Genomic DNA, 22,623 nt, shown 5'->3' with positions numbered 1-22,623 from the left:
CGGGCACCTCCGGCCGGACCGCACAGCGGACCTGGACCGGGGCTTCCGCCACGTTACCAGTGGTCACCGGGGTGATGGCCGGCGGCCACTGACCACCGGGTCAGGTACCGGAAAAGGGGAAAACTCCCCGGACGCTCCGCAACGGTAGGGGCACGACCACTTGACCACGTGTCGCATTCCCCGTACCGTCACGCTCCGTAGCGATCGACGGGAGAACCCCGAGCAGCACTGGGAGTGTCCGAATGCCCTCTGAATACGCCAAGTCTCTGGGCGCCCGCCTGCGCTCCATCCGCCAGCAGCAGGGTCTCTCCCTGCAGGGTGTGGAGGAGAAGTCGAACGGGCGGTGGAAGGCCGTGGTGGTCGGCTCTTACGAGCGTGGCGACCGGGCCGTGACGGTGTCCCGCCTGGCCGAGTTGGCCGAGTTCTACCGCGTACCCGTCTCGGAGCTGCTGCCTGACGGCAGTGGCGTCCGTCACGAGCCCACCAGCAAGATCGTCCTGGACCTGGAGCGGCTCTACGACGAGGCCTCCGAGGACCTGGCCTACGTCGCCCGCTACGCCCGCGCCATCCAGCAGCAGCGCGGCGACTACAACGGCCGGGTGCTCTCCATCCGCGCCGACGACCTGCGGGCGCTCGCGATCGTCTACGACGCCTCACCGTCGGGCCTGATCGAGCGGCTCACCGAGCACGGCGTGCTGGTGGCCGACCCCCGGGCGTTCTTCGCCTCCTGATCTGCCGCTTCACCTGATCTGCCGCTTCACCGAAAGGGCCCGTGCCAGCTGGCACGGGCCCTTTCGGATTAGCTGTGTCCGGTGCGGACGCTCAGCGGGTGGCGTACTCGGCGATCCGGCCGAGCACCCCGTTGAGGAAGCGCGGCGAATCGTCCGTCGACATCTGCCGAGCCAGCTCGACGGCCTCGCTGATCGCCACCGCGTCGTCGATCTCGTCGACGTAGAGCAACTCGTAGACGGCGATCCGGGCCAGATTACGGTCGACGACCGGCATCCGCTCCAGCGTCCAACCCTCGGCGTAGCTGGCAATCAGCTCGTCGATCCGGTTGAGGTGCTCGGCAACCCCCTCGACCAGACCCACCGCGTAGCCGAGGTGCTCCGGCCGGGGCTGCTCGATCCGCTGCACGTAGCCGGCGAGCACCTCCACCGGAGGCTTGTCCCGCAGGTCGGCCTCGTAAAGGACATCCAGCGCCCGCTTGCGCGCCTTGCGGCGCGCCGGCATCTGCTGCTTGGAACCCTCAGCCATCAGGCGCGGCCGAGGTAACGGCCGTCGCGGGTGTCGACCTTGATCTTCTCGCCGGTGGTGATGAACAGCGGAACCGGCACGGTGGCGCCAGTCTCCACGGTCGCCGGCTTGGTGCCGCCGGTCGAACGGTCGCCCTGCAGGCCCGGCTCGGTGTAGGTGACCTCCAGCACGACGCTGGTGGGCAGCTCGATGTAGAGCGGCACACCCTCGTGCTGGGCGATGGTCGCCTCCGCCTCGGGCAGCAGGTAGTTGGCTGCCTCACCGACGGTGCCACCGGGCACGGTGATCTGGTCGAAGGTCTCCAGATCCATGAAGACGAAGTCCTCACCGTCGGCGTACAGGTACTGCATCGTGCGCTTGTCAACGGTCGCGGTTTCGACCTTGGTGCCCGCGTTGAAGGTCTTGTCGACCACCTTCCCGGACAGCACGTTCTTCAGCGTGGTGCGCACGAAGGCACCACCCTTACCGGGCTTGACGTGCTGGAACTCGACGACGGCCCAGAGCTCGCCGTCAAGGTTGAGTACCAGGCCGTTTTTGAGGTCGTTGGTGGAGGCCATTTCCTGCCTTGATCATCAATTGGCGGACAGACCTGGCAAGTCTACAAGCTGCGTCGAATCGGACGGCCCCCCGTTCGGAGCACCCAGTCGGTGGGCCCTCAGCGGGTGGCCAGATGGTGCAGAGCGAGACGATATCCGTCGATACCGAGACCGCAGATCACCCCGGTCGCCACCGCCGAGATCACCGAGTGGTGCCGGAACTCCTCACGGGTGTGGATGTTGGAGATGTGCACCTCCACCAGCGGCCCGCGCAGCATGGCGCAGGCGTCCCGCACCGCGTACGAGTAGTGCGACCAGGCGGCCGGGTTGAGCACCACCGCGGCTCCCTCGTCGGCCGCGGTGTGCAGCCAGCCGAGCAGCTCGTGCTCCGCGTCGGTCTGGCGGACCGTCACCGCCAGCCCCAGCTCCCGACCCGTGCTCTCGCAGAGCGCCACCAGGTCCGCATAGCTGGTCGCGCCGTACACGTCCGGCTCGCGGGTGCCCAGCCGACCCAGGTTCGGGCCGTTCAGAACGTAGACCTTCAAGGGGTTGCCACCTCCCGGTAGGCAGCCTCCAGCAACGCGTCGTCGGGGCCCTCCAACATCGCCGGGCGGGCCAGCCCGTCGAGCACCACGAAGCGCAGCCGAGCGCCCCGGGCCTTCTTGTCCACCCGCATCGTGGGTAGCAGCTTCGGCCAGGCATCGGCCGGGTAGCTCACCGGCAGGCCCAGCGCGCTCAGCGTGACCCGGTGTCGGTCGGCGGTCGGCGCGTCCAACCGCCCGGCGAGCCGCGCCAGCGTGGCCGCGTACACCAGACCGACAGCGACGGCGTGGCCGTGCCGCCAGCGGTAACCCTCGTTCTGCTCGATGGCGTGGGCCAGGGTGTGACCGTAGTTGAGCACCTCCCGCAGGCCCGACTCGCGCAGGTCGCCGGCGACCACGTCGGCCTTGACCCGGATGGCCCGCTCGATCAGCTCCCGGCTCACCGGACCACGGGGGTCGGTGGCGGCCTCCGGGTCGTTCTCGATGAGATCCAGGATCGTCGGGTCGGCGATGAAACCGCACTTGACGACCTCGGCCAACCCGGCCGCCAGGTCGACAGCGGGCAGGCTGTCCAGAGTGGCCAGGTCCGCCAACACCCCGACCGGCGGGTGGAACGCGCCCACCAGGTTCTTGCCGGCGGCCGTGTTGATGCCCGTCTTGCCGCCCACCGCGGCATCCACCATGCCCAGCAGCGAGGTCGCCACCGGCACCCAGCGCACACCCCGCAACCAGCAGGCCGCGACGAAGCCGGCCAGGTCGGTCACCGCACCGCCGCCCACCCCGACCACCGCGTCGGTACGGGTGAAGCCCGCCGCTCCGAGCCGGTCCCAACAGGCGGCGGCCACCTCGACGTGCTTCCCCGACTCGGCGTCGGGCACCTCGATCGGCAGTGGCTCGACGCCGGCGGTGCGCAGGCGTTCGCCGAGCGCGTCCGCGAGGGCCTTGAGCGGAGGCGCGTGCAACACCGCCACCCGGGTCGCGCCGGGCAGCAGGCCAGGCAGCGCACCCAGCAGGTCACGTCCCACCAAGACGTCGTACGGCCGCTCGCCGCCGACCGGAATTCGGGTCACCTCGTCCATCGCCGGCAGCCTAGTCCAGCGGGCGGCGCGGGGAGGGCGGCTGTCCACCTGCTGGCCGAGCGGCCCAGTCCGCCAACCGGCGGGCGTGCTCGGCCACCGCGGCGCGCAGCGCGTCCGGGTGCCGCACGGTGAACGGACAGCTCAGCCCGGCGAGCAGCGCCGCCATCCCGGGCAGGCTCTCCGCTCGGGCCCGCAGCAGCACCCCGTCGGTGGTGGCGGTCAGCTCGGCCACGCTGGGCGGGATGCGGCGGCGGGCGGCGACCAGGTCGGTCTCCAGCACGACCTCCACCTCGTGCCGGTACGGCACGCCGGCCAGCGACCGGGTCACCCAGGCCACCGCCTCGAAGCCGTCGGGCACCGTGAACGTCGCCGCGCCGGGCGTCACCGCGCCGATCCGGTCCAGGCGGAAGGTCCGAATCTCCCCGCGTCGGTGGTCGTGGCCGGTGACATACCAACGGCCGGCGTGGAAGACGAGCCCGTACGGGTCGAGTTCGCGCTGCGACCGCTCGCCCCGCCAGGAGCGGTAGTCCAGCGCCACCCGCTGCCGGTGCCGGGCGGCCGAGGCCAGCGCGAGCAGGGTGCCGGACGCCGGCCCGCGCTCCGCCTCCGGGCGGCGCAGGGTGAAGCCCAGGTGCTCCTGGACGGCGGCGAGCCGGTCGGCGAGCGCAGCCGGCAGCACCCGACGGATCTTCGCCAGCGCGGTGGCGGTGGCCGGCTGCTCGGTGGCCAGCCCGACCCGTTCGGCGACGACGAGGCCGAGCAGCACGGCCACCGCCTCGTCGTCGGTGAGCATCAGCGGCGGCAGCTTGTAACCGGGGTGCAGCCGGTAGCCGCCGTGGCGGCCCCGGTCGGCGGTGACGGGAATGCCCAGCTCGACGAGCGTGGTCGCGTACCGGCGCACCGTCCGCTCGTCCACCCCGAGGTGGCCGGCGAGTTCGGCGGCCGTCGACCGGTGCCGGGTCTGCAGCAGTTCGAGCAGGGCCAGCACCCGCGCTGCGGGATGTGACACGGGCCACTCCTCCAAACCGGGCGGATCCTGTCCGGAATAGATCGTACGGTCTGTCGGTAACCGAGAGAAGGAGCCACAGATGGCGACATTCGTGCTGGTGCCGGGATTCTGGTTGGGTGCCTGGGCGTGGCGGGACGTGACCGCCGCGCTGCGGTCGCAGGGGCACGAGGTCTATCCGATGACGCTGACCGGGGTGGCCGAACGCGACCACCTCGCCGGGCCGGAGGTCGGCCTGGACACGCACACCACCGACATCGTCCGACTCATCGAAGTCGAGGACCTGCGCGACGTACTGCTGGTCGGGCACTCCGGCGGTGGGATGCCGGTCGCCCAGGCGGTGGACCGCATCCCGGGCCGGATCGCCCGGGTCGTCTACGTGGAGAGTGGGCCGTTGCCGGACGGCACGGCACAGTTCGACACGGTGCCGCCGGAGGAGCAGCAGCGGCTACGCGAAGCGATCGGCACCGGGCACCTGCTGCCGCCGCCGGCCTGGGACCCGGCCGCCGACCCGACGAACCTGGCCGGCCTGGACGAGCCGACGCTCGCGCTGCTGCGTACCCGGGCCACCCCGCAGCCGCTGCGCGCCGCCACCGACCCGGTCCGACGCACCGGCGGGCACCCCGTTCCGACCGCGCTGGTCGCCAGCACCTTCCCGCTCAGTGTGGTGCGGCAGATGATCCAACAGGAGCATCCGTTCTTCACCGGCCTGGCCGACGGCCAACTGCACGAATTGCCCACCGGGCACTGGCCGATGCTCAGCGAGCCGAAGGCCCTGTCCGACGTCCTGGACCTGATAGCCCAAGCCTGACCCCGCCGTCAGCGCCCCCGCCCCGCCCCTCCTGCGCCGATCTTGCACTTTCGGTTGCCGAAATGCGCTGAATGCCCTTCAAGTCAGAGCAGGAAGTGCAAGATCGGCGCAACAGGGGGCGCGGGGGCGCGGGGCCTGACGTCAGCGCGGGAGCAGGGCGGCGACGTCCGCGACGACCTGCGCCGGGGCTCGGCCGTCGGTGACCACTGTCTCGGTGGCGACCTCGGCGTAGAGCGGCCGGCGCTGGTCCAGCAAATGCTTGAGGGTGGCCCGGGGGTTGATCGCCAGCAGCGGCCGGCCGGCGCCGAGCCCGACCCGCTTGACCGCGTCGGGCAACTCGACCGAGAGGTGCACCACCCGGTGCCCGATCAGGGCCGCCCGGGTCTCCTCGGCCAGCACCGCGCCGCCGCCGAGGGCGAGCACGCCGGTGCCGCCGGCCAGCGCCGCGGCCACGGCGGCCCGTTCCAAGGTACGGAAGTGCGCCTCGCCCTCGTCGATGAAGATCTCCGGGATCGGCTTCCCGGCCATCTGCTCGATGTCGGTGTCGGTGTCGCGGAACTCCACGCCAAGGGTGGCGGCGAGCGCCCGGCCGACAGTGGTCTTGCCACAGCCGGGGGCACCGACCAGCACGACGACCGGTGCCATCAGCGGATGACCAGCGCGTCGAGGTACCCGGCCAGGTTGCGGCGGATCTCGGCTATCGAGTCTCCGCCGAACTTCTCGGTGGCCGCCTCGGCCAGCACCAGCGCCACCATCGCCTCGGCGACCACCGCCGCGGCGGGCACCGCGCAGACGTCGGAGCGCTGGTTGATCGCGGTGGCCGGCTCGCCGGTGGCGACGTCCACGGTGGAGAGGGCACGGTTCAGCGAGGAGATCGGCTTCATCGCGGCGCGGACCCGCAGCGGCTCGCCGGTGGTGATGCCACCCTCCAGCCCGCCGGCCCGGTCGGTGACCCGGCGGACACCGGTGGCCGACGGGATGATCTCGTCGTGCGCCTCCGAGCCACGGGACCGGGCCTGCTGCCAGCCGTCGCCGATCTCCACACCCTTGATCGCCTGAATGGACATCAGCGCGGTGGCCAGCCGGGCGTCGAGCTTGCGGTCCCACTGCACGTGGCTGCCCAGCCCCGGCGGCACCCCGTACGCCAGCACCTCGACCACGCCGCCGAGGGTGTCGGCGGCCTTCTTCGCGGCATCGACCTCGGCGACCATCAGGGCGCTGGCCTCCGGGTCGAGGCAGCGCAGCGGGTCGGCGTCGATCCGCGCGGCGTCGGACGGGGTGGGGCGCAGCCCGGGCTTCGCGGCCACCGGCCCCAGCTCGACGACGTGCGAGACGATCTCGATGCCGAGCGCCTGCCGGATCAGCGCCTTGGCCACCGTGCCGACAGCCACCCGGGCGGCGGTCTCCCGTGCGCTGGCGCGCTCCAGGATCGGCCGGGCATCGGTGTGGCCGTACTTCTGCATGCCGGCCAGGTCGGCGTGGCCCGGCCGGGGGCGGGTCAGCGGGGCGTTGCGGGCCTGCCGGGCCAGCTCGTCGGGGTCGACCGGGTCGGCGGCCATCACTGTCTGCCACTTCGGCCACTCGGAGTTGCCGACCCTGATCGCCACCGGGCTGCCCAGGGTCACGCCGTGCCGCAGGCCGCCGAGCAGCTCGACCTCGTCCCGCTCGAACGACATCCGGGCACCCCGCCCGTAGCCCAGCCGTCGACGGGCCAGCTCGTCGGCGATCTCGGTGGTGGTCACCTCGATGCCGGCCGGCACCCCCTCCAACATCGCGACGAGGGCGGGACCGTGCGATTCACCTGCAGTCAGCCAGCGCAACACAGCGGTCAGTCTGTCACGGCGGGCCACCGACGCGGCGCGCTCCCCGGGGCGTCCCGCCCAGCGGACGCCGCCGCCCGCTGAACAGGACATCCTGTGCTCTGCACCCGCCGCCGCGACAACCCGCGACGCAACCACCGGACGGCCTTTGCTCTGCACCCGCCACTGCGACGCACTGCGACGCGCGACGCGACGGTGGCTCAGATCCCCCGACCGCGCTTGTGCAGGGTGCGCAGCACCGCGTCGGCCCGGACCACCCGACCCGCGACGGCGAGAGCCAGGTAGGCGCGCGGCTCGCGGGGGTTGCTCCGCAGGGTGCGCCGGGCCCAGCGCAGCGCGCCCCGGCGGTCGCCGGAGGCGGCCTGGGCGAACGCGATCTGCCCGGCGACACGGGCCTCGCCGGCCGGTTGACTGGCGAACTCCGGGTAGCGCTGGAGCAACCACTGCAACGCCTCGGAGATGGTGTCCCACCGCTGCGCGAAGTACGAGCGCTTGTGCCAGCGGACCAGCACCGACGGCGTCCGCAGGTTGATCAGAGGCGCGCTGCGCGCGGCCCGCAGCAGGAACTCGTAGTCCTCCGCGTAGCTGCCCGGGATCTCCTCGTCGACCAACCCGAACCCGTCGCGCAAGGCGGTGGCGCGGATCAGGAAGGTCGACGGGTGCAGCTCCGTCATCCGATCGCGGAGCAGGTCGTCCAGGGTGATCCGGTCCTTGTCGAGCACCCGGTCGACGGTGTGCCCGTCGTAGTTGACCCGGATGCCGCAGCAGACGAACTCGGCGGCCGGGTCGTCGGCCAGCGCGTCGACCTGGGCGGCCAGTTTGCCGGGCAGCCACTCGTCGTCGTCGTCACAGAACGCGACAAGCTCACCCTCGGCGGCGAGGGTCCCGCTGTTGCGCGCACCGGCCAACCCGGGGGTACGGGCGTTGCGGATCACCCGCACCACGCGGGCCGGGCCGCTCCCCAGCTCGGTCAGCGACTCGTCCGGCACGGACTGGTCGAACACCACGACGACCTCGATCAGGGCCGGGTGCTCCTGTGCCAGGATCGCGCGCACCGCGGCCCGCAGCAGCTCGGGGCGGTCCCGGGTGGGCACCACGACGCTGACGGTCGGCTGCTGGGTCATCGAATCTCCTCCGTACCCGGGCGCGGCCGGGACCAGGCCCGCCACCGGGGTGGGCGCGGGGTCGAACGGGCCACCAGGTCGTCGACGATCTGCCCGACCCGGGCCACCGCCGCCCGTCGTGCCTCGTGTGCCTCCGGATCGGCGGCCACCGCGTACCGGGACGGGTCGGCCAGCCCGGCGGCCAACGCGTCGTGCAGGGCCTCCCGGGTCTCGCAGAGCGCCACCAGCCCGGCGGCGCCGAGCCGGCGGGCGAAGAGGAGCTGGTGGTTGTCGACGTGCTCACCGCGAGCCGGGTCGCGGGGCACCACGATGGGCAGGTGGCCGTGCCGGCGGGCCTCCAGGATGGTCGCCGGGCCACCGTGGCAGACCACCAGATCCGCGTCGATCATCGCCTGTTGCAACGCGTCGTGGCCGAGGAACGGCACCGCGCCGCTGAGCTGGGGCGCGGTCGTGTGCCCGTGCTGCATGGTCAGCCCGATCGGGCCGGCAGTCTGCGCGTGCCACTGCGCCACCCAGTCGACGAGCCGGTCGAAGGGGTGCTTGTCGGTGCCCACCGCTACCAGCAGTCGGAGCTGGGCGACCGCCGAGCTGTCGCGCTGGCGCGGCAGGCGGGCCGCCTCGGTGCCCGGTCGGGGTTGCGGACGCCGGGCGGTGCCCGTCTCCCCGGTCACAGCAGCGTCCCGACGACTGTCGCCTCGGGGTACTGCCGGCGCTGCTCGTCCCACTGCACGAGCATCGCGGACAGGAACGGCCGGCAGAGCCGAGCGGTCAACGTCGGGGTGTCGATCCGGTCGTACACCTCGATGTAAACGGTCGGGATGCGCCGCAGCCGGGCCAGCACCACGAACGGCACCGCCACCCCGGCGCCTGTGGTGACCACGGCGGCGACCCGCCGCGCCCGCAGCACCCGCCAGGCCAGCAGCGCGTTGCGCAGCAGGTTCGGCACGTTGCGGGTGGTCGGGTGGTGCGCCGGCACCAGGTCCTCGCCGTCCAGCAGCGACACCGCCTCCGGGGTGTCGAAGGTGACCCAGCAGCGCCGCCACTGTTCGTACCAGGGCCGCAGGGCCAGTAGTTGGGCCAGATGGCCACCGCTGGAGCCGACCAGCAGCAGCACCGGTGCCCCACTGTCGTCGTTGTTCGTGTCCACGCGACTCCCCACAAGTTCGCTTGGAATTTCAGTTCACGCCAGGCAGAAGCAGATCACACGATCCCCGGTCGTTGAATAGCGCGACCGGCCGAGGCGACGATCTCCACAGCGGGCGGTGCGGTGCACCGAACGTCCGAGGTCCATCGATCGTCATCACCACCTGCGATTATGTCGTCACTCTGCGACGCACCGTCGTCGCCGCGATTCCTCCAGATCAGCCGCTATGTCTTTTCTCGATGACGTCCAAGAGTGCGGGATGCAGGGCGGCGTTCCAGCCCGCGCCCGCGTCGGCCAGCCGCCACGTCCGCAACCACATCTCCACCAGGTACGCGTCGGCGACGAGCCGGCGCTGCGCGGCGTCGAGGCCGAGTCGCTCGCCGTGCCGGCTCAGGTGTCCGTCCACCGCCGAGGCGGCGGCGGCGGCCGGCTCCCCGCGCAGCACGAGGGCCCGCTGGAACGCGTCGTGCGCCAGGTCGAAGCCGACCGGCACGTCCGGCCCGCTGTGCTCCCAGTCCCAGGCGACCAACCGGCCGGCGTGCCAGCCCAGGTTCCACGGCACCCAGTCACCATGCCAGTGACCGAACTCGACGCTGGTGTCGCCATGCCGGCGGGCCAGCGCCGAGACCGCGGCGACCGCCCGCGCACCGGCCGGCTCGGTCGCGGCGGCCCGGCCGGCCTGATCGGCCAGCCGACGCAGGAAGGTCGAGTCGACCAGCGGTCGAGGTGTGCCCTCCGGGCCGCCCCGCCGGGCGACCGCGAGCAGCGCCGCGATCCGGGGCGGGTCGTCCACCGGCACCCCGCGTACCGCCGGGGGCAGCGGCTCGATCACCGCGACCACCTGACCCGCCCACGACGTCTCGGTGAGCAGTCGCGGCGGCGTCGGATGATCGGCGACGCCGACCACCTCGCGCAACGCCCGCAGCGCCGCCGCCTCCGCGCTGACCAGCGCGCGGGTCGCGTCGTTCCAGCCGATCTTCGCGTAGCCGCGCGGACTCCCGTCGGCACTGAAGAGTTGCAGGGTGGGCTTGCCGTTCGGGTCGGGTGGGCGGACCCCGAACGCGGCCAGCAGCGGGGTGTCACCCAGGTCGGCGGAGAGCCGCTCGCTCAGCAACAGCTCCGCGGCCGGCACCCCGGCCGGCACCGAGACGGTCAAGGTGGGAAAGAGAGCGAGCCCCGCCCGACCGAACCGGGCCAGCCCGCCGAGCACCGCCCGCAGCGCGCGCACCTTCGGTGGCCGCAGGGCGTTGTACGCCAACAGGGACGCCGCCCCGGCCCGGGGCGCGCCCAACGGCACCAGGAACCGGGCCCGGGCGACCGACGGCACCACCGCGTACCGGGCCACCGCCTGGTGACCGGCCGGCGGGGCACCGGCCATGGTCAGGCCGACCCGGTCGTCCGGGAAGACCGCGCGGCTCACCCAACCCAGGCCGTCCACCCGCGAACGCGGGTCGGTGGCCGGGCCCACCCCTGTCGTCACGCCGCCCGGTCCGCCCAGTCGAGGTCCAGCCCGAGCCGTTGCCGCAACGCGTCGTTGTACGGCCGGTAGTAGTCGGTCAGCTCGGCGCGCACGCTCGGCTCCAACGGTGCCGAGCGCCGATCGTTGTAGACCTTGAAGTTGGGCAGGTCGTACGCCGGCAGACCGAGGAAGTCCAGGGTCCGTCGGTAGGTCGCCCGCGAGTCGCGGTACAGGTCCTCGCTGGGCAGGAAGAGGATCTGCCCGGAGTCGAAGCGCTCCAGCCACGGCTCCAGGTGCTCCAGGTAACGCCCCCGGGCCCGGTACGTGTACCAGTCGTACGGCTCGCTGAACGACTCCGGCTCGGCGATCAACCGCTCCCGCTCTCCCGCCGTGCGTTCCGGCTCGGCGGCGAGGGCGGCGGCGAAGTCCAGTGGTTCGATGCCGTGGGTGCGGCGTTCCTTCCAGTGCGAGTACGCCCGCTCCACCGGGTCCCGCAGCAGCACGATGAGCTTCACCGACGGCATCAGCGCGGAGACCCGCTCCGCGGCGAGCGGGTGGAACATGTACAGCGGGGCGGCCTCACCGACCCGGACCGGCCCGCCGTGCCGCTTGGCCAGGGCCTCGCGCTGCCGCTCGGTCGGGAAATGCGAGCGGTACCAGGCTTCGCCGCGACCCCAGTGCTCCTCGAAGTAGTGCGCCGACTTGGTGTTCCACGCGGGAAAGAGCCGGGGCACCAACGGGTGCTGGATGAGGTAGTTCCACAGGGAGGTGGTGCCACCCCGTTTGGTCCCGATGATCAGGAAGTCCGGCAGCGGCCGGCGGTCGCTGGTGCGAACGCCGTAGTCGACGAGCGACTCCCTCACCCGGGTGGTCACCTGGGTCGGAACCAACTGCTTGACCCGGTCACGGATGGACACCACGACGAACCTCACCTGCCTCTCGTCGATGCCGAGGTGGGTTCGGCGGCCGCGGCCGCGTTGTCCCCTCCACGGATCTGCCTCATGGTCCCCCGGATGCCGGCGCGCACCCGGGGCAACGTCAACATGCCGACGCAGCCGGTCAGCAGCACCGCCAACGCCACCGCGAGGCCGGGCAGGCCGCGACCGCCCACCAGCACGCCGGCCCCGGCGGCCGAACCCACACCGGCGATCGTGGCCGCCGCGGCACGCACCATCGCGGCGTCGAACAGCGGCTCCCGAACCACCGACCGGGCGAACCCGGCGGCGGTGAGGTTCTCGGTGGCGATGCCGGCCGCCCAGGCCACCGCCGCGCCCGTCGCGCCGTAGCGGGGGATCAGCCAGAGACCCAGCGAGACGGTCACCGTCAACCCGGCAACTGTGGCGACCAGGTGCAGCCCGCTGCGCCCGCCCATCAGGAGCAGGCTCTGCACGTTGCCCACTCCGGTGTTGACGAGCATCGCCAGCGCCAGCACCGTCATCGCCGGCACACCGGCGGTGAACTCCGGCCCGAACAGTTGGAGGAAGGCCAGCGCGAAGACCGCCAGCAGCAGGTACACCGGCCAGGACAGCACCAGCCCCCAGGTGGTCAACTGCCGGTGCACGGCCGCCGCCGCGGCCCGCTCACCCCGCCCGAGCAGCCGGGACAGCTGCGGCGACACCGCCACCCGCAGCCCCTGCATGGCCAACTGACCGGCCAGCACGTACCGGCCGACGGCGCCGAAGACACCGGCGTCCGCCGGCCCGGCCAGCACCGAGGTGAGCAGCACGCCCACCCACATGCTGCCGGCGTCGATGGCCGCCGAGGCGGCCCGGGGCAACGCGAAGCGCCAGAACGTGGACCAGTCGGCGCGGTGCGGACGCAGCGTCGCGCCCCGGCCCAGCCCGAGCGGGCCGGCGACGAGGGTGAGACAGGCCAGCAGCGCCAACGCCGCCGGCACCAACCAGCCGGTCATGCCGGCGAGCAGGCCACCACCGGCCAACGCGGCCGCGCCGACCAGCACCGGGCGGGCGACCGGCAGCAGCAGGAACTGCACCCCGACGTACGCCCGGATGGGCCGCACGCAGCGCAGCGCGGCCAGCAGCAGGGTCATGGCGACCACCACCGGCACCGCGGCGAACGTGACGGTGAGCAGAGCGTCGCCGCTCGCACCGGAGCCGCGCAGCAGGCGGGGCGCGAGGGCGTCGGCGGCAAGCACGCCCGCGCCGGCGACCAGCAGCCCGGTCAACAGCGGCGGGATCAGCGCCACCGGGAGCACCCGGGCGGCGTCGCCGCGCACGCCGGCGGTGCGGCGGGGCAGGGCCCACATCAGACCGGTCTCCGCGCCGAGCGTGCAGATCGCGGTGGCCACTGTGACGACCCCGATCGCGGCGAAGAACGCGCCCGCACCGGCCGGACCGTAGCCCCGGGTGATCACGACCGCCAGCACGAACCCGAACAGGCCACTGGTGGCCGCGCCGAGCAGTCCGGCCACGCCGCTACGCGCGCTGCGGCGGGTCTCGGCCGAGCCGGTGTCCTCGGCGGGCGACGACGCGGCCTGGCCCTCGGCGGGGGCGGGCGTGGGTCGGCCCTCGTCGGCACCGGCCGACGGTCGGGTCGCGGCGGTCACGCGGGCACCGGCGCGATCCGCGCGGGCGGCGGCGACCCGGCCAGCCGGGTCAGCCGTTCGCGTTCGGTGAGCGCCATCGCGAAGGCCACAGCGAAGAACGCGACCGCCAGGTTCTGGTTCGCCATGCCGTAGAACGGGACCTGCACGAGGCAGACCACCGGCACCACCGCCAGCCACTGCCCGGCCGCCGACGTCGCCCGCGCGCAGATCACCGCCGCGGCGACGAACCACGCCAGGAAGCAGATGAGCGCGGGTACGCCGTGGCTGAACAGCACCATCCACAACTGCCCCTGGGTGCCGATCGGCGCGGCCGCCGACACCGTGTCGACGTTCACGGGAGCCCCGTAGCCCAACCAGGGCGACTCCTGCACCCGGCGGATCACCTCGGTGTAGAGCGAGAGCCGGTCGGTGTTCGTGTCGCTGGAGTCGACCCGCCTGCTGATCAGCTCGGTGATCGGGATGAACAGGGTGGCCAACCCGCCGATCACCACGACCCCGACGATGGAGGCGGCCACCCGGACGTTGCCGCGCAGGCTGGCCCGCACCCCGAGCACCGCCAGCCCGGCGCCGAGGCTGAGGAACATCGCCCGGTTGAGGGTGAGGAACGCCGGCGCCAGCGACAGCGGCAGCGACGCCAGCAGCGCCCAGCGCAGCAGCCCCTGCCGGCGCAGCATCGCGAAGGCCACCACGCAGGGCAGGGTCATCGCGTACGCGCTGCCGTAGTTGTTGGTGTACGCGAACGGCGCGGCCGGCCGATAGATCGGGTTGAGCGAACGGGCGCTGTATTCAGCGGTGGTGAGGTGCACCATGTCCTGGATGAACGGGGTGCCGGCCACCCCACCGGGCAGCAGCACCTCCATCGGGGTCGTCATGGCCAGCCGGGGCACGAGCACCCCGAGCCAGCCCAGCGCCACCAGCCCGAACCAGAACGCGCAGAGCGGGGTGAGCACCGCCACCAGGCTGGCGCGTTCCCGGGCTGCCGCGTAGACGTAGACGCCGACCACCAGCGCGGTCAGGTAGAAGGCCAGCCGCAGGGCGAACGTGAGCAGCGAGGCGGGCGACGACAACTGGGTGGCGCTGACCACCACGATGGCGAGGAAGAGCAGCCAGATACCGGCCGCCGGCGGCAGGGGCACGCGCCCCCGGGTCAGCAGCAACGCGAACAGCAGCGCGCCCAGCAGCGGCCAGCCGAGGTAGAACGCACCGAGCAGCCACCAGAGCGGCACCAGGCCGAACATCATCGACAGCGGCCAGAGCGGCAGGTGCGGCGGCGCGGACGGCGGCACCGGCGCGGGCTCCTGCGGAGCGCCTCCGGGTGGTGGTTCGGTCGCCGGGGCGCGGGTCACCGACACGCTCAGGCCCGGCCGTTTCGGGTGAGCACGAAGCCCAGCGGGGTGACCCCGGCGGCGCGCAGCCGCTCCACCAGGCGCCGCAGGTCGCTCTGCCGGGTGCGGTCGCGCTCCACGACCACCACCGCGCTGCCCTGCCGGGCCACGGCCACGCCACGCTCGTCGGACTCGGCCGGCGGGGCGTTGAACAGAACCAGGCCGTGGTCCGCGCCCTGCCGCCAGGTGCCGAACCGGACACTGCCCACACCCACGACAACCTCGTCGGGGGTGACGACGCGACTGTTCTCCGGGCGGGCGGACGCCACCCTCGGCAGCGTCAGGGTGGCGTCGGGGTCGGTGGACGGGCGGGCGCCGGGCGGGTGCGGGGAGGGCCGACGGGCGGGCGTGCTCTCCGTGGTGGCACCGGCGGCCGGTGTGCTGCCGGCCGGCCGGGGCTTGGGCACCAGCGGTCGGGACGGGTCGATGGGCAGTCGCCCCCGGTCGGCGAGGACGCTGGCACGTAGCCGCTCGATCCGTCCGCTGTCGTCGGCGACGAAGACTTCCCGGCCGTCCACGGCGAGCGCCACGGCGAGACCGGCGGTGAGCGGGGTGGCGTCCTCCCGGGCGGTGACCAGGGCCACCCGGGCCGGCTGCCGGACCCGCTCGGCGACCGCCATCGCCACGTACCGGATGTCGGCGTCGACCGCCCGGGGGCTGCCCCGGAACGCCGGCCGGCGCACCGTGCCGAGCAGCGGCAGGCCGGAGGCCTCCCGGCCGTCGGCGACCGAGCGGACCCGCCGGTCGGTCGACTCCCAGAGGTACGCCAGGACGATGCCGACCAGCGCGCCACCGAGCAGGCCGGCGACCAGGTAGAGCGGCCGGTGCCCGGCGGAGGTGACCAGCGCCTTCTCGGCCGTCTGGGTGACCCACCCGGGGTTGACGTCGACCGCGGCGATCTCGGTACGGGCGGCGTTGAGCTGGGTGAGCTGGTTGTTGATCCCGGCCAGTTCGGCCACCAGCGCGTCACCGGCTGCGGTGTCCTTGGCGGTGTTCGCCCGCTTCTGCAACGCGGTCTGCTGGGCGGCGACCTTGGTGATGCTGGCGTCGTAGGAGCGCAGCATCTCGGCGCGCTGCTGCTCGTACATGGTCCGGCGCACGCTCAGGTACGCCTCGGCGGCCCTGTTGGCGCTCTGCACGGCCTGTTGCGCCTCGCGCGCCTGGTAGGTGAAGCGCAGGATCTGCCCACCGGTGGGCACCTCGACCTCGAGCGCGTCACGAATGTCGCGCGGGTCGCCGCCGGCGAATTCGGCGAGCTGCTGCACCACCTCGGTGCCGGTGGCGATGCCGCTCTCCACGTTCATGTTGACCGCGCGGTCGGCACCCGCGCCGCTGGGGGTGAAGGCGTCTGTCACGACCGGCCGGACCGCGACCACGGCGCTCGCGGACAGCGCCGCTGGCACCAGCAGCACGTAGCCGAGCGCGGCGAGCAGGCCGACCATGGCGACCGCCGCGACCAACCGCAACCGGTGCATCGGCACCCGCAGCAGGTCGGTCAGTGTCACGGCACGTGAGGTGCCGGAGGACGGGCCGTCCGTGGGCCAGGGGGCGGGCGCTGCATCAGTCATGGAACTTCTTCACCGTCTGTTGAGGATTGCCGACGACCACGACGCCGGGCGGTACGTCCGTGCGGACCACAGTCGCCGCGCCGACGACGCTGTCCCGGCCGACCCGCACGCCCTTCAGGACCAGAGCGTGCGCACCGACCCAGACGTTGTCCTCGAGAACGATCGGAGCACGGGTGAGCGGGCCGGGCGGTGCGTGCCGCTGCTCGGGGGGCAGGTTGTGGAAGTCGTTGTCGAGCAGCTCGCAGTCCGACAGGAGGCACCTGTCCCCCACTGTCACCGACGTCCAGGTGCCGATCCAGGTGGCGTTGAGCAGACAGTCCGCGCCGACGCGTACCTCGCCGGGACCGGCGAAGCGGACGAGTTTGTTCAACCGGGTGCGGTCACCGATGGTGACCCGCACACCGCGCCGCAACCGGATCCGGCCACGGATCTCCACGTCTCGACCGAGCGTCAACCGTCGGTAACGGAGCTGATACCAGCCGCGTTTGACCGCGAAGACCAGACGCACCGCGCGTCTCGTTCGGATGCCACCGGCGCCGAGCAACGACCCTCCCCCACCGTCGCGGGCCGGCGGCGGTGGGTACCCGCCACCGGCCCAACGTGAACAATCTACCGATGCTCCGTTACGAACGGTTGACCCTTACTGTACGGAGAAGAATGTCGATGGGGTAGACCAGGACAACTCGGGCGTTGCGCTGCTGATGACCGTCGCCGTGGTGCCGTTGACCACCGCCGTCGGCGCGGCCGTCGGGTCGAACGGCACGCTCCGCAGCGTGCCGTCGGTGGAGCCGTAGACGATCCGGCCGCCGACCCAGGCCATGCCCCGCACCGTGGACCAGGTCACACCGGTCGTCGGCAGGGCGAACTCGGTGGCACCGAGGTAGTTGCCGTCGATCTCGAAGTACCGGTAGTAGAGGTTGTTGGCCCCGGTACGGGTGTAGTAGAGCCGGCCGTCGAGGAAGAAGGCACCGGTCAGCAACGCCGGGTTGTACCAGTCGTTGTAGCCGGACGCCTCCCACGGCGAGCCGATCGCGCCCCCGTTGAAGAGCGAGATGTCGATCCGACTGCCGGTGGGCGTGCCGGCCACCGTGTGCGACCAGTAGATCCGGTCGTCCACCCGCCACGTCGCGCCGGCCGCCGTGTACGTGGGCTGGCTGACGCTGGTCGCGGTGCCCAGCTCGGTGCCGTTGAACGGCACCTTCGCCACGGTGCCCGAGGCGGTGCCGACGTAGAGGTTGCCGGTGGTGGCCGACGGCGGGTTCTTCGCGGTGAAGGTGCGTCCGCCGGCGAGCGGGAACATACCGAGCCGGCCGTGGTACTCCTCGCCCATGCCATCGGAGTTGTGCCCGAAGTAAAGGCCGTCCGAGCCGCGCCAGAGCACCGGCACCGACGAACCCCAGCTGCTGGTGCCCGACGGCATCGAGGCGCTGCCGCTACGGCGCGGGTTCCAGTTCACCGGCATGCCGGTCGCCGGAGTGACGGCGGCGATGCCGAGCCGGTCGATCGCGCCCGAACCCGCGTTGTCGCTGGCGTTCGGGTTGTTCAGCCAACGGAAGTGCCCGCCCAGGTAGATGACGTTGTCCGCGACCTCGACCGAGGTGATGGTGTCGTTGCCGGTGAAGTCGACCCAGGTCGCGAGCAGGCCGCTGCCCCGCGCGGCGGTCTCGAAGCGAACCAGGGCGTCGCAGTACGCGGTCGGCCAGCCGGCGCCGCCGTTGGTGCCGACCACGAACCAGCTGCCGTCCTCACCGAACTTCACGTCCTGCACGTAGTGCACGAAGGTCGTCGGCGAAGCGCACGGCGGGGCGAACTTCTCGGTGCTCCAGTCGAGCAGGGTGGGAGTGCCGGAGACGTCCACCAACGCCATCTGGTTGCGCGGCAGGTCGTTGACGAGCGTGAAGTTGCCGCCGACGACCAGGGTGCCGCCGTCCGGCGCGACGTCGATGGTCCAGACGTACGACGTGGTGCCGTGCCGTCCCACAGTGGCGTCGATGCTGAAGCTCGGGTCGATCGCGCCGGTGGTCGCGTTGAGCCGGCCCAGACCGGCGTGCGCGGTGCCGTTGAGCCAGTTGAACGCGCCGGCCACGTACAGCCAGTTGCCGTGCAGCGCCAGGTCACGGACGGTGCCGCCGTCGGAACGCCCGACCCAGCTGTCGATGATCGCGCCGGTCGACGGGTTGAGCGCCACCAGGTTCTTCCGGGAGACGCCGTTGACGTTCTTGAAGGTGCCGCCGACGATCAGCGTGCCGCCGGGGCCGGCGAGGAGCGTGTTGACCGCGCCGTCGAGCACCGGCAGGAAGGTGGTCGACATGGTGCCGGACGTCCGGTCGTACGCGAAGAGGTAACGCTGCGTCACCCACGCGGAACTCGCGGTCTGCCGGAGCTGGGTGAAGCTGCCGCCGACGAAGACCGTGTTGCCCACCTGCGCGAAGGCACGGGTCTCACCGTCTCGGGCGTGCGGGGTCGTGTCGGCGGGGTTCGCCGACACCAGAGTCGCCGTGGCCGGGACCGGCACCACCGCGGCCGACGCGGTCGTGGGCACGCCCAGAGCTGCGGCGATGATCGCCAACGCGACCATCCCCGCCCGAGTACGACGTCGTCCTGCAAAACGCCACAAGTGCGAGAGTTTGGGCACGCTGCGCCTCCAGATTGGATGAGAACCCGAGGTAGCGTGCCTCGTCCAGCCTGGTAAACAAAATCCGCCGATTGGGCGGTGCATGAATCCGCAAGCCGACAGAACGCCGGAGGATCGGCTGCGCGACCCCCGGCGAACGTCGTCCGGTCAGCCCGTTTCGAACGTCAGCGGTTACCTCCGGTGGGTTGCCGCAGGTAAGGGTCCTGGCCGGCCTTCGCGAAGCCGGCCACCGCCGCGGCGTCGTGGTTCATCGTCATGTCGCAGGTCGACGTGCGGCTGGTCATGCCGGCCGAGTTGAAGTAAATGGCCGCCTTGATCTTCGGGTGCTCCTTCAGCGCCGCCGGGAAATCCTGGAACCAGCGCTGCTTGGCGCCCAGGTCGGCGGAGTTGAAGTTGGTGCCGAACTCGGCGAGCATCCGGGGCTTGCCCGCGCCGATGCCGTTGTCGTCCAGCCACCGGTAGAAACCACCGACCGTCGTGCTCGGGCTCTTCCACACCGTGCTGCCGTTGCAGACGTGGAAGTTGTACGGGTCGTAGGCCACCCAGTCGACGTACCGGTCACCCGGGTACAGGCCGGCGTACCGGGAGTAGTGCCCGGACCAGCCCATCATCGTCCAGACCCAGACCGCGTTGGTCGCACCGGCGTTGGCGAACCGCTCGTGGACGTAGCGCCAGGCCCGGACGAAATCGGCGTCGCTGCCCTTGTTCGGCTCGTCCTCCGGCTCGTGGTCGAAACCGATGAAGACCGGCACACCAGCAGCCTTGATCCGGCCCGCGACCGCGTCGATGGTGCCGTCCTGCTTGCCGCCGTAGACGTCCGACCACTTCAGGGTGGTGCCGGCCGAGAAGTCCCGGGACTCCCAGGCGAAGAACATCAGCCGGCCTTCGCGCATCTGCTGCTGCTCGTACATGTCGGGGAAGGCGCCGTTACTGCCGGCATTCGAGAAGTCGTGGTAGCGGTGCACGATGTCGAACTTGCGCCCGACCTGACTCTCCACATCGGTGACGGCCTTGCCGTGGTCCCAGCCGCCGGCCGCACCGGCGGGCGAGTACATGCCCCACCAGGCGCCACAGGACGGGACGAGCTTGTCCGAGACGGAACCACACTTGCCGGACGGAACGGTGCCGCTGGCGCTCGGGGTCGCCGTCCGGGTCGGGGCGATGGTCGGCGACGGCTTCGGCGAGGCGGTGGTCGGCGACGTGCTCGGCGACGGCGGCGGTGCCGGCCGGGTGGGCGACGGCGGCGACGGCCGGGACCCGAGGTCGTAGCTGATCAGCAGGCTGGGTCGCAGGTCCGGGTTGCGGTTCTCGACCGACGCCCAGTAGATCCGGCTCTCCAGGCCGCTCTGCGCCAACGAGACCGTCCAGGTGCCGTTGCCGGTGACCAGTTTGGAGACGTCCCACTCGTTGAAGCCCTTGGACACGCTGGTCACGCTGTCCAGTGCGGCACCGGCCGACGTCAGCGGCGGCCGCGACTCGCGGGCGCTCAGCGGCGAGGCGTGCGCCGTCACCGTGGCGGGGAACTGCTGCCAGGCGTGCACCCGCAGCGTCGCCCGGATGTTGACCGCGGTGGACGGCACCGTGGTCACCGCGAACTCGATGACCGCCTCGCGGCCACCGCGCGGGTTGCCGTCGCAGCGCGTCGCGCAGGTCGCGAGGGTCGACTTGGCCGCGTTGTCACCGTCCTGCGAGACCGCGGTGGCGGTGGTGTCGGCCGCCGCCCGGATCGACAGGTCGTCGCTGGCGAGCAGCGGCATCATCGTCGCCACGATGCCGGCCACCACCGAACCGCCGACCACGCCGATGGCAATCGCCTTACGCCGGGGCCCGGAGCGGAACCGGGTGATGCGGTGCAGTCCGTGCCTGGTCAAGGAAACTCCCTGTGTCTGCGTCCGTAACGGTGAGCAGCGTATCGATGACCAGGACATGTGGCAGGTAGGACAGTTTTCCGTAAGCGCGTCTTAACCGTCAGCTAAGGAACCGCCTCGGGGAATTCAGGGCCTCTGGCCAGGGGCGCGACCGAAGCCCGCCACACACCTTGCCCGTGGAGCACGCGCGGAGTCAACGGAACCGGTGGAAAGCTGCCGCCTCCAGGACGTTCCGGCTGCCTGTTCGGTCCGTCAGCCGGCGCGAGCGGCAGTCAGCGCGGCGGCCATCGCCGCCGTCGGCGCGGTCACGCCGGTGAACTGTTCGAACTGCCCGACCGCCTGGGCCAGCAGCAGATCCAGACCGGAGACGATCCGGCAACCGGCCGCGTCGGCGGCCGTCGCCAACGGCGTCGGCCACGGGTCGTAGAGCGCGTCGAAGAACACCGCGCCCGGCCGCCAGGCCACCGCGCCGGCCAGCGGGTCGGCCACCCCCTTCGGCACCGTGGCGACGACCACGTCGGCGGTGCCGAGCCGCCGGGGCGCGTCGGCCCACGAAGCGGGTGTCAGCGCGACACCCACCGCGTCCGCCACCGGGCGCAACTCGTCGACCGCCTCGGGTCGGCGGGCCACCACCGTCACCGACGAGCAGGCCAGTTGCGCGGCGGCGGCGAGCGCGGCGCGGGCCGTCCCGCCGGCGCCGAGCACCGTCACGGCGGCGCCGGCTGTCACACCGGCGTCGGTGAGCACCCGCACCATGCCGGCGACGTCGGTGTTGTCCGCGTACCAGGAGCCGTCCGGACGGCGTACCAACGTGTTGGCCGCACCGACGGCGGCGGCGACCGGCGACGCGGCGTCGGCCACGGCGAGCGCCGCCTCCTTGCCCGGCATGGTCACCGACAACCCGACCCACTCCGGGCCCAGGCCGGCGACCAGATCCGGCAGCTCGGCCGCCGCGCACTCGATCCGGGTATATGACCAGCCAGTCAGCCCGGCGGCGACGTAACCCGCGGTGTGGATCACCGGGGAGAGGGAGTGCGCGATCGGCTTGCCCAGCACCGCGGCCCTACGGCTCGCCTCGTTCACCCCGCACCACCCAGCGCTGCTGTCGTGTTCCGCATCACGTCTCCGTCCTCACGGACCCTCGGATCGACCCTACCCAGCAGGCAGATCGAGCCACCAGAGACCCACTGTCGAGGACCACGCCCGGGGGCGGCCAGCGCTTGACGCTCATCGATGGGAGTGAAAGCATTCCGGCGACGGTACGACCGATCCGAAAATGGGGGGAACCTTTGAACAAACGCATTCTGCGTGCCCTGATCGCAATTGCCGCGGTCTTCAGCCTTTCGCTGATGATCGGCGCACCCGCCAAGGCCGATGCCGCAGCGGGAAGCTGGTCGGACAACCACCAGCTGTGCAATTCCAGCTCCTGCGTGCGCTCGGGCAACATCGTGCGGCTCTGGCAGGCCATCGTCTGGGCCGACGACCTGAGCGGCACCGTCGGCACCAGCTTCATCGACGGGGAGTTCGGCTCCAACACCGCTGCCAAGACCAGGACCTGGCAGGACGTGATGAACATCGGCATCGACGGCTCCGTCGGGCCGCAGACCTGGGGCAAGGCGTACGGCGCTGTCAACCGCAACACCGGGTTCGACACGAGCACCCAGACCGGCTACTTCTACTACGGCTACAACCGCACGTTCGGTCTGCGCAAGCAGAACAGCAATGGCGTGTGGACGTTCCTCAACCCGCGCACCGGCACGTGGACCGGCACGAGTCACTGACAATGACGCAGTAATTGCGCGTCAGGACTGACCGCAAAGGCT

The 22,623-nt window shown here is 72.0% G+C and carries 22 protein-coding genes; 3 read left to right on the top strand and 19 right to left on the bottom strand.

Going from position 1 to position 22,623, the window contains the following annotated elements:
- Positions 1-242 precede the first annotated feature (242 nt).
- Positions 243-731 (top strand): transcriptional regulator, encoded by a 489-nt coding sequence (locus ACFYPG_RS20355; RefSeq protein ID WP_007458348.1) that lies wholly within the window; start codon positions 243-245, stop codon positions 729-731.
- Positions 732-822: 91 nt separating this feature from the next.
- Here the strand turns inward: ACFYPG_RS20355 and nusB are convergent, their stop codons facing one another.
- The 5 genes from nusB to ACFYPG_RS20330 form a co-directional block, all read right to left on the bottom strand.
- Positions 823-1,233 (bottom strand): transcription antitermination factor NusB, encoded by a 411-nt coding sequence (nusB, locus tag ACFYPG_RS20350; protein WP_184188983.1) that lies wholly within the window; start codon positions 1,231-1,233, stop codon positions 823-825.
- A gap of 23 nt (positions 1,234-1,256) precedes the next feature.
- The gene (gene efp, locus ACFYPG_RS20345) at positions 1,257-1,814 is read right to left on the bottom strand and encodes an elongation factor P (RefSeq protein ID WP_355009200.1); all 558 of its coding nucleotides are present in this window, start codon (positions 1,812-1,814) and stop codon (positions 1,257-1,259) included.
- A 98-nt stretch (positions 1,815-1,912) separates the two neighbouring features.
- Entirely contained in the window at positions 1,913-2,338 is a 426-nt protein-coding gene (gene aroQ, locus ACFYPG_RS20340) for a type II 3-dehydroquinate dehydratase (RefSeq protein ID WP_355009201.1), read from the bottom strand.
- On the bottom strand, positions 2,335-3,414 hold the full coding sequence (aroB, locus tag ACFYPG_RS20335; protein ID WP_387353373.1) for a 3-dehydroquinate synthase: 1,080 nt from the start codon (positions 3,412-3,414) through the stop codon (positions 2,335-2,337). Before aroB ends, aroQ begins: the two co-directional genes overlap by 4 nt.
- Before the next feature lie 10 nt (positions 3,415-3,424).
- Complete coding sequence (locus ACFYPG_RS20330; protein WP_387353371.1) at positions 3,425-4,423, bottom strand: helix-turn-helix transcriptional regulator; 999 nt, start codon at positions 4,421-4,423, stop codon at positions 3,425-3,427.
- Positions 4,424-4,502: 79 nt separating this feature from the next.
- Here ACFYPG_RS20330 and ACFYPG_RS20325 point away from each other — a divergent pair, with 79 nt between their 5' ends.
- Complete coding sequence (locus ACFYPG_RS20325; RefSeq protein ID WP_387353369.1) at positions 4,503-5,231, top strand: alpha/beta fold hydrolase; 729 nt, start codon at positions 4,503-4,505, stop codon at positions 5,229-5,231.
- A 141-nt stretch (positions 5,232-5,372) separates the two neighbouring features.
- On the opposite strand, the gene ACFYPG_RS20320 is transcribed toward ACFYPG_RS20325, so the two are convergent.
- The 14 genes from ACFYPG_RS20320 to ACFYPG_RS20255 form a co-directional block, all read right to left on the bottom strand.
- Positions 5,373-5,876, bottom strand: coding sequence for a shikimate kinase (locus ACFYPG_RS20320; RefSeq protein WP_355009205.1), 504 nt, complete (start codon positions 5,874-5,876; stop codon positions 5,373-5,375).
- Positions 5,876-7,054 carry a chorismate synthase gene (gene aroC, locus ACFYPG_RS20315; RefSeq protein ID WP_355009239.1) on the bottom strand — a complete coding sequence of 393 codons (1,179 nt, stop codon included), beginning with the start codon at positions 7,052-7,054 and terminating at the stop codon, positions 5,876-5,878. Before aroC ends, ACFYPG_RS20320 begins: the two co-directional genes overlap by 1 nt.
- Positions 7,055-7,251: 197 nt before the next feature.
- Positions 7,252-8,175: a glycosyltransferase family 2 protein gene (locus ACFYPG_RS20310; protein ID WP_387353366.1), complete on the bottom strand. Its 924-nt coding sequence runs from the start codon at positions 8,173-8,175 to the stop codon at positions 7,252-7,254.
- Entirely contained in the window at positions 8,172-8,846 is a 675-nt protein-coding gene (locus tag ACFYPG_RS20305) for a glycosyltransferase (protein WP_387353364.1), read from the bottom strand. The genes ACFYPG_RS20310 and ACFYPG_RS20305 overlap by 4 nt, the downstream gene beginning before the upstream one ends.
- Positions 8,843-9,322, bottom strand: a complete 480-nt coding sequence (locus ACFYPG_RS20300; RefSeq protein WP_387353362.1) for a UDP-N-acetylglucosamine--LPS N-acetylglucosamine transferase — start codon at positions 9,320-9,322, stop codon at positions 8,843-8,845. Before ACFYPG_RS20300 ends, ACFYPG_RS20305 begins: the two co-directional genes overlap by 4 nt.
- A 214-nt stretch (positions 9,323-9,536) precedes the next feature.
- Positions 9,537-10,799, bottom strand: coding sequence for a hypothetical protein (locus tag ACFYPG_RS20295; protein WP_387353361.1), 1,263 nt, complete (start codon positions 10,797-10,799; stop codon positions 9,537-9,539).
- Positions 10,796-11,698 (bottom strand): sulfotransferase domain-containing protein, encoded by a 903-nt coding sequence (locus ACFYPG_RS20290; protein ID WP_355009240.1) that lies wholly within the window; start codon positions 11,696-11,698, stop codon positions 10,796-10,798. The genes ACFYPG_RS20295 and ACFYPG_RS20290 overlap by 4 nt, the downstream gene beginning before the upstream one ends.
- Positions 11,699-11,706: 8 nt before the next feature.
- Complete coding sequence (locus ACFYPG_RS20285; protein ID WP_387353359.1) at positions 11,707-13,344, bottom strand: lipopolysaccharide biosynthesis protein; 1,638 nt, start codon at positions 13,342-13,344, stop codon at positions 11,707-11,709.
- Positions 13,341-14,630, bottom strand: a complete 1,290-nt coding sequence (locus tag ACFYPG_RS20280) for an O-antigen ligase family protein (protein ID WP_355009211.1) — start codon at positions 14,628-14,630, stop codon at positions 13,341-13,343. The genes ACFYPG_RS20285 and ACFYPG_RS20280 overlap by 4 nt, the downstream gene beginning before the upstream one ends.
- Positions 14,631-14,698: 68 nt before the next feature.
- On the bottom strand, positions 14,699-16,297 hold the full coding sequence (locus ACFYPG_RS20275; RefSeq protein WP_387353356.1) for a lipopolysaccharide biosynthesis protein: 1,599 nt from the start codon (positions 16,295-16,297) through the stop codon (positions 14,699-14,701).
- A complete protein-coding gene (locus ACFYPG_RS20270; RefSeq protein ID WP_355009213.1) occupies positions 16,290-16,805 on the bottom strand; it encodes a DapH/DapD/GlmU-related protein in 516 nt (171 codons plus the stop codon). The genes ACFYPG_RS20275 and ACFYPG_RS20270 overlap by 8 nt, the downstream gene beginning before the upstream one ends.
- Before the next feature lie 132 nt (positions 16,806-16,937).
- Entirely contained in the window at positions 16,938-18,875 is a 1,938-nt protein-coding gene (locus ACFYPG_RS20265; RefSeq protein WP_387353354.1) for a hypothetical protein, read from the bottom strand.
- Positions 18,876-19,096: 221 nt separating this feature from the next.
- Positions 19,097-20,803 (bottom strand): glycosyl hydrolase, encoded by a 1,707-nt coding sequence (locus ACFYPG_RS20260; protein ID WP_355009215.1) that lies wholly within the window; start codon positions 20,801-20,803, stop codon positions 19,097-19,099.
- Between the two features lie 249 nt (positions 20,804-21,052).
- Positions 21,053-21,883, bottom strand: coding sequence for a shikimate dehydrogenase (locus ACFYPG_RS20255; RefSeq protein ID WP_387353352.1), 831 nt, complete (start codon positions 21,881-21,883; stop codon positions 21,053-21,055).
- 266 nt (positions 21,884-22,149) lie between these two features.
- On the opposite strand from ACFYPG_RS20255, the gene ACFYPG_RS20250 reads away from it, so the two are divergent.
- Positions 22,150-22,581 (top strand): peptidoglycan-binding protein, encoded by a 432-nt coding sequence (locus tag ACFYPG_RS20250; protein WP_355009217.1) that lies wholly within the window; start codon positions 22,150-22,152, stop codon positions 22,579-22,581.
- The last annotated feature ends 42 nt before the right edge of the window (positions 22,582-22,623 follow it).

Origin of the sequence: Micromonospora sp. NPDC005553, from assembly GCF_042871765.1 — a bacterium.
Taxonomy (GTDB): domain Bacteria; phylum Actinomycetota; class Actinomycetes; order Mycobacteriales; family Micromonosporaceae; genus Micromonospora.
Note: the sequence above shows the minus strand (reverse complement) of the source record. Positions and strands in the feature narration are given on the sequence as shown.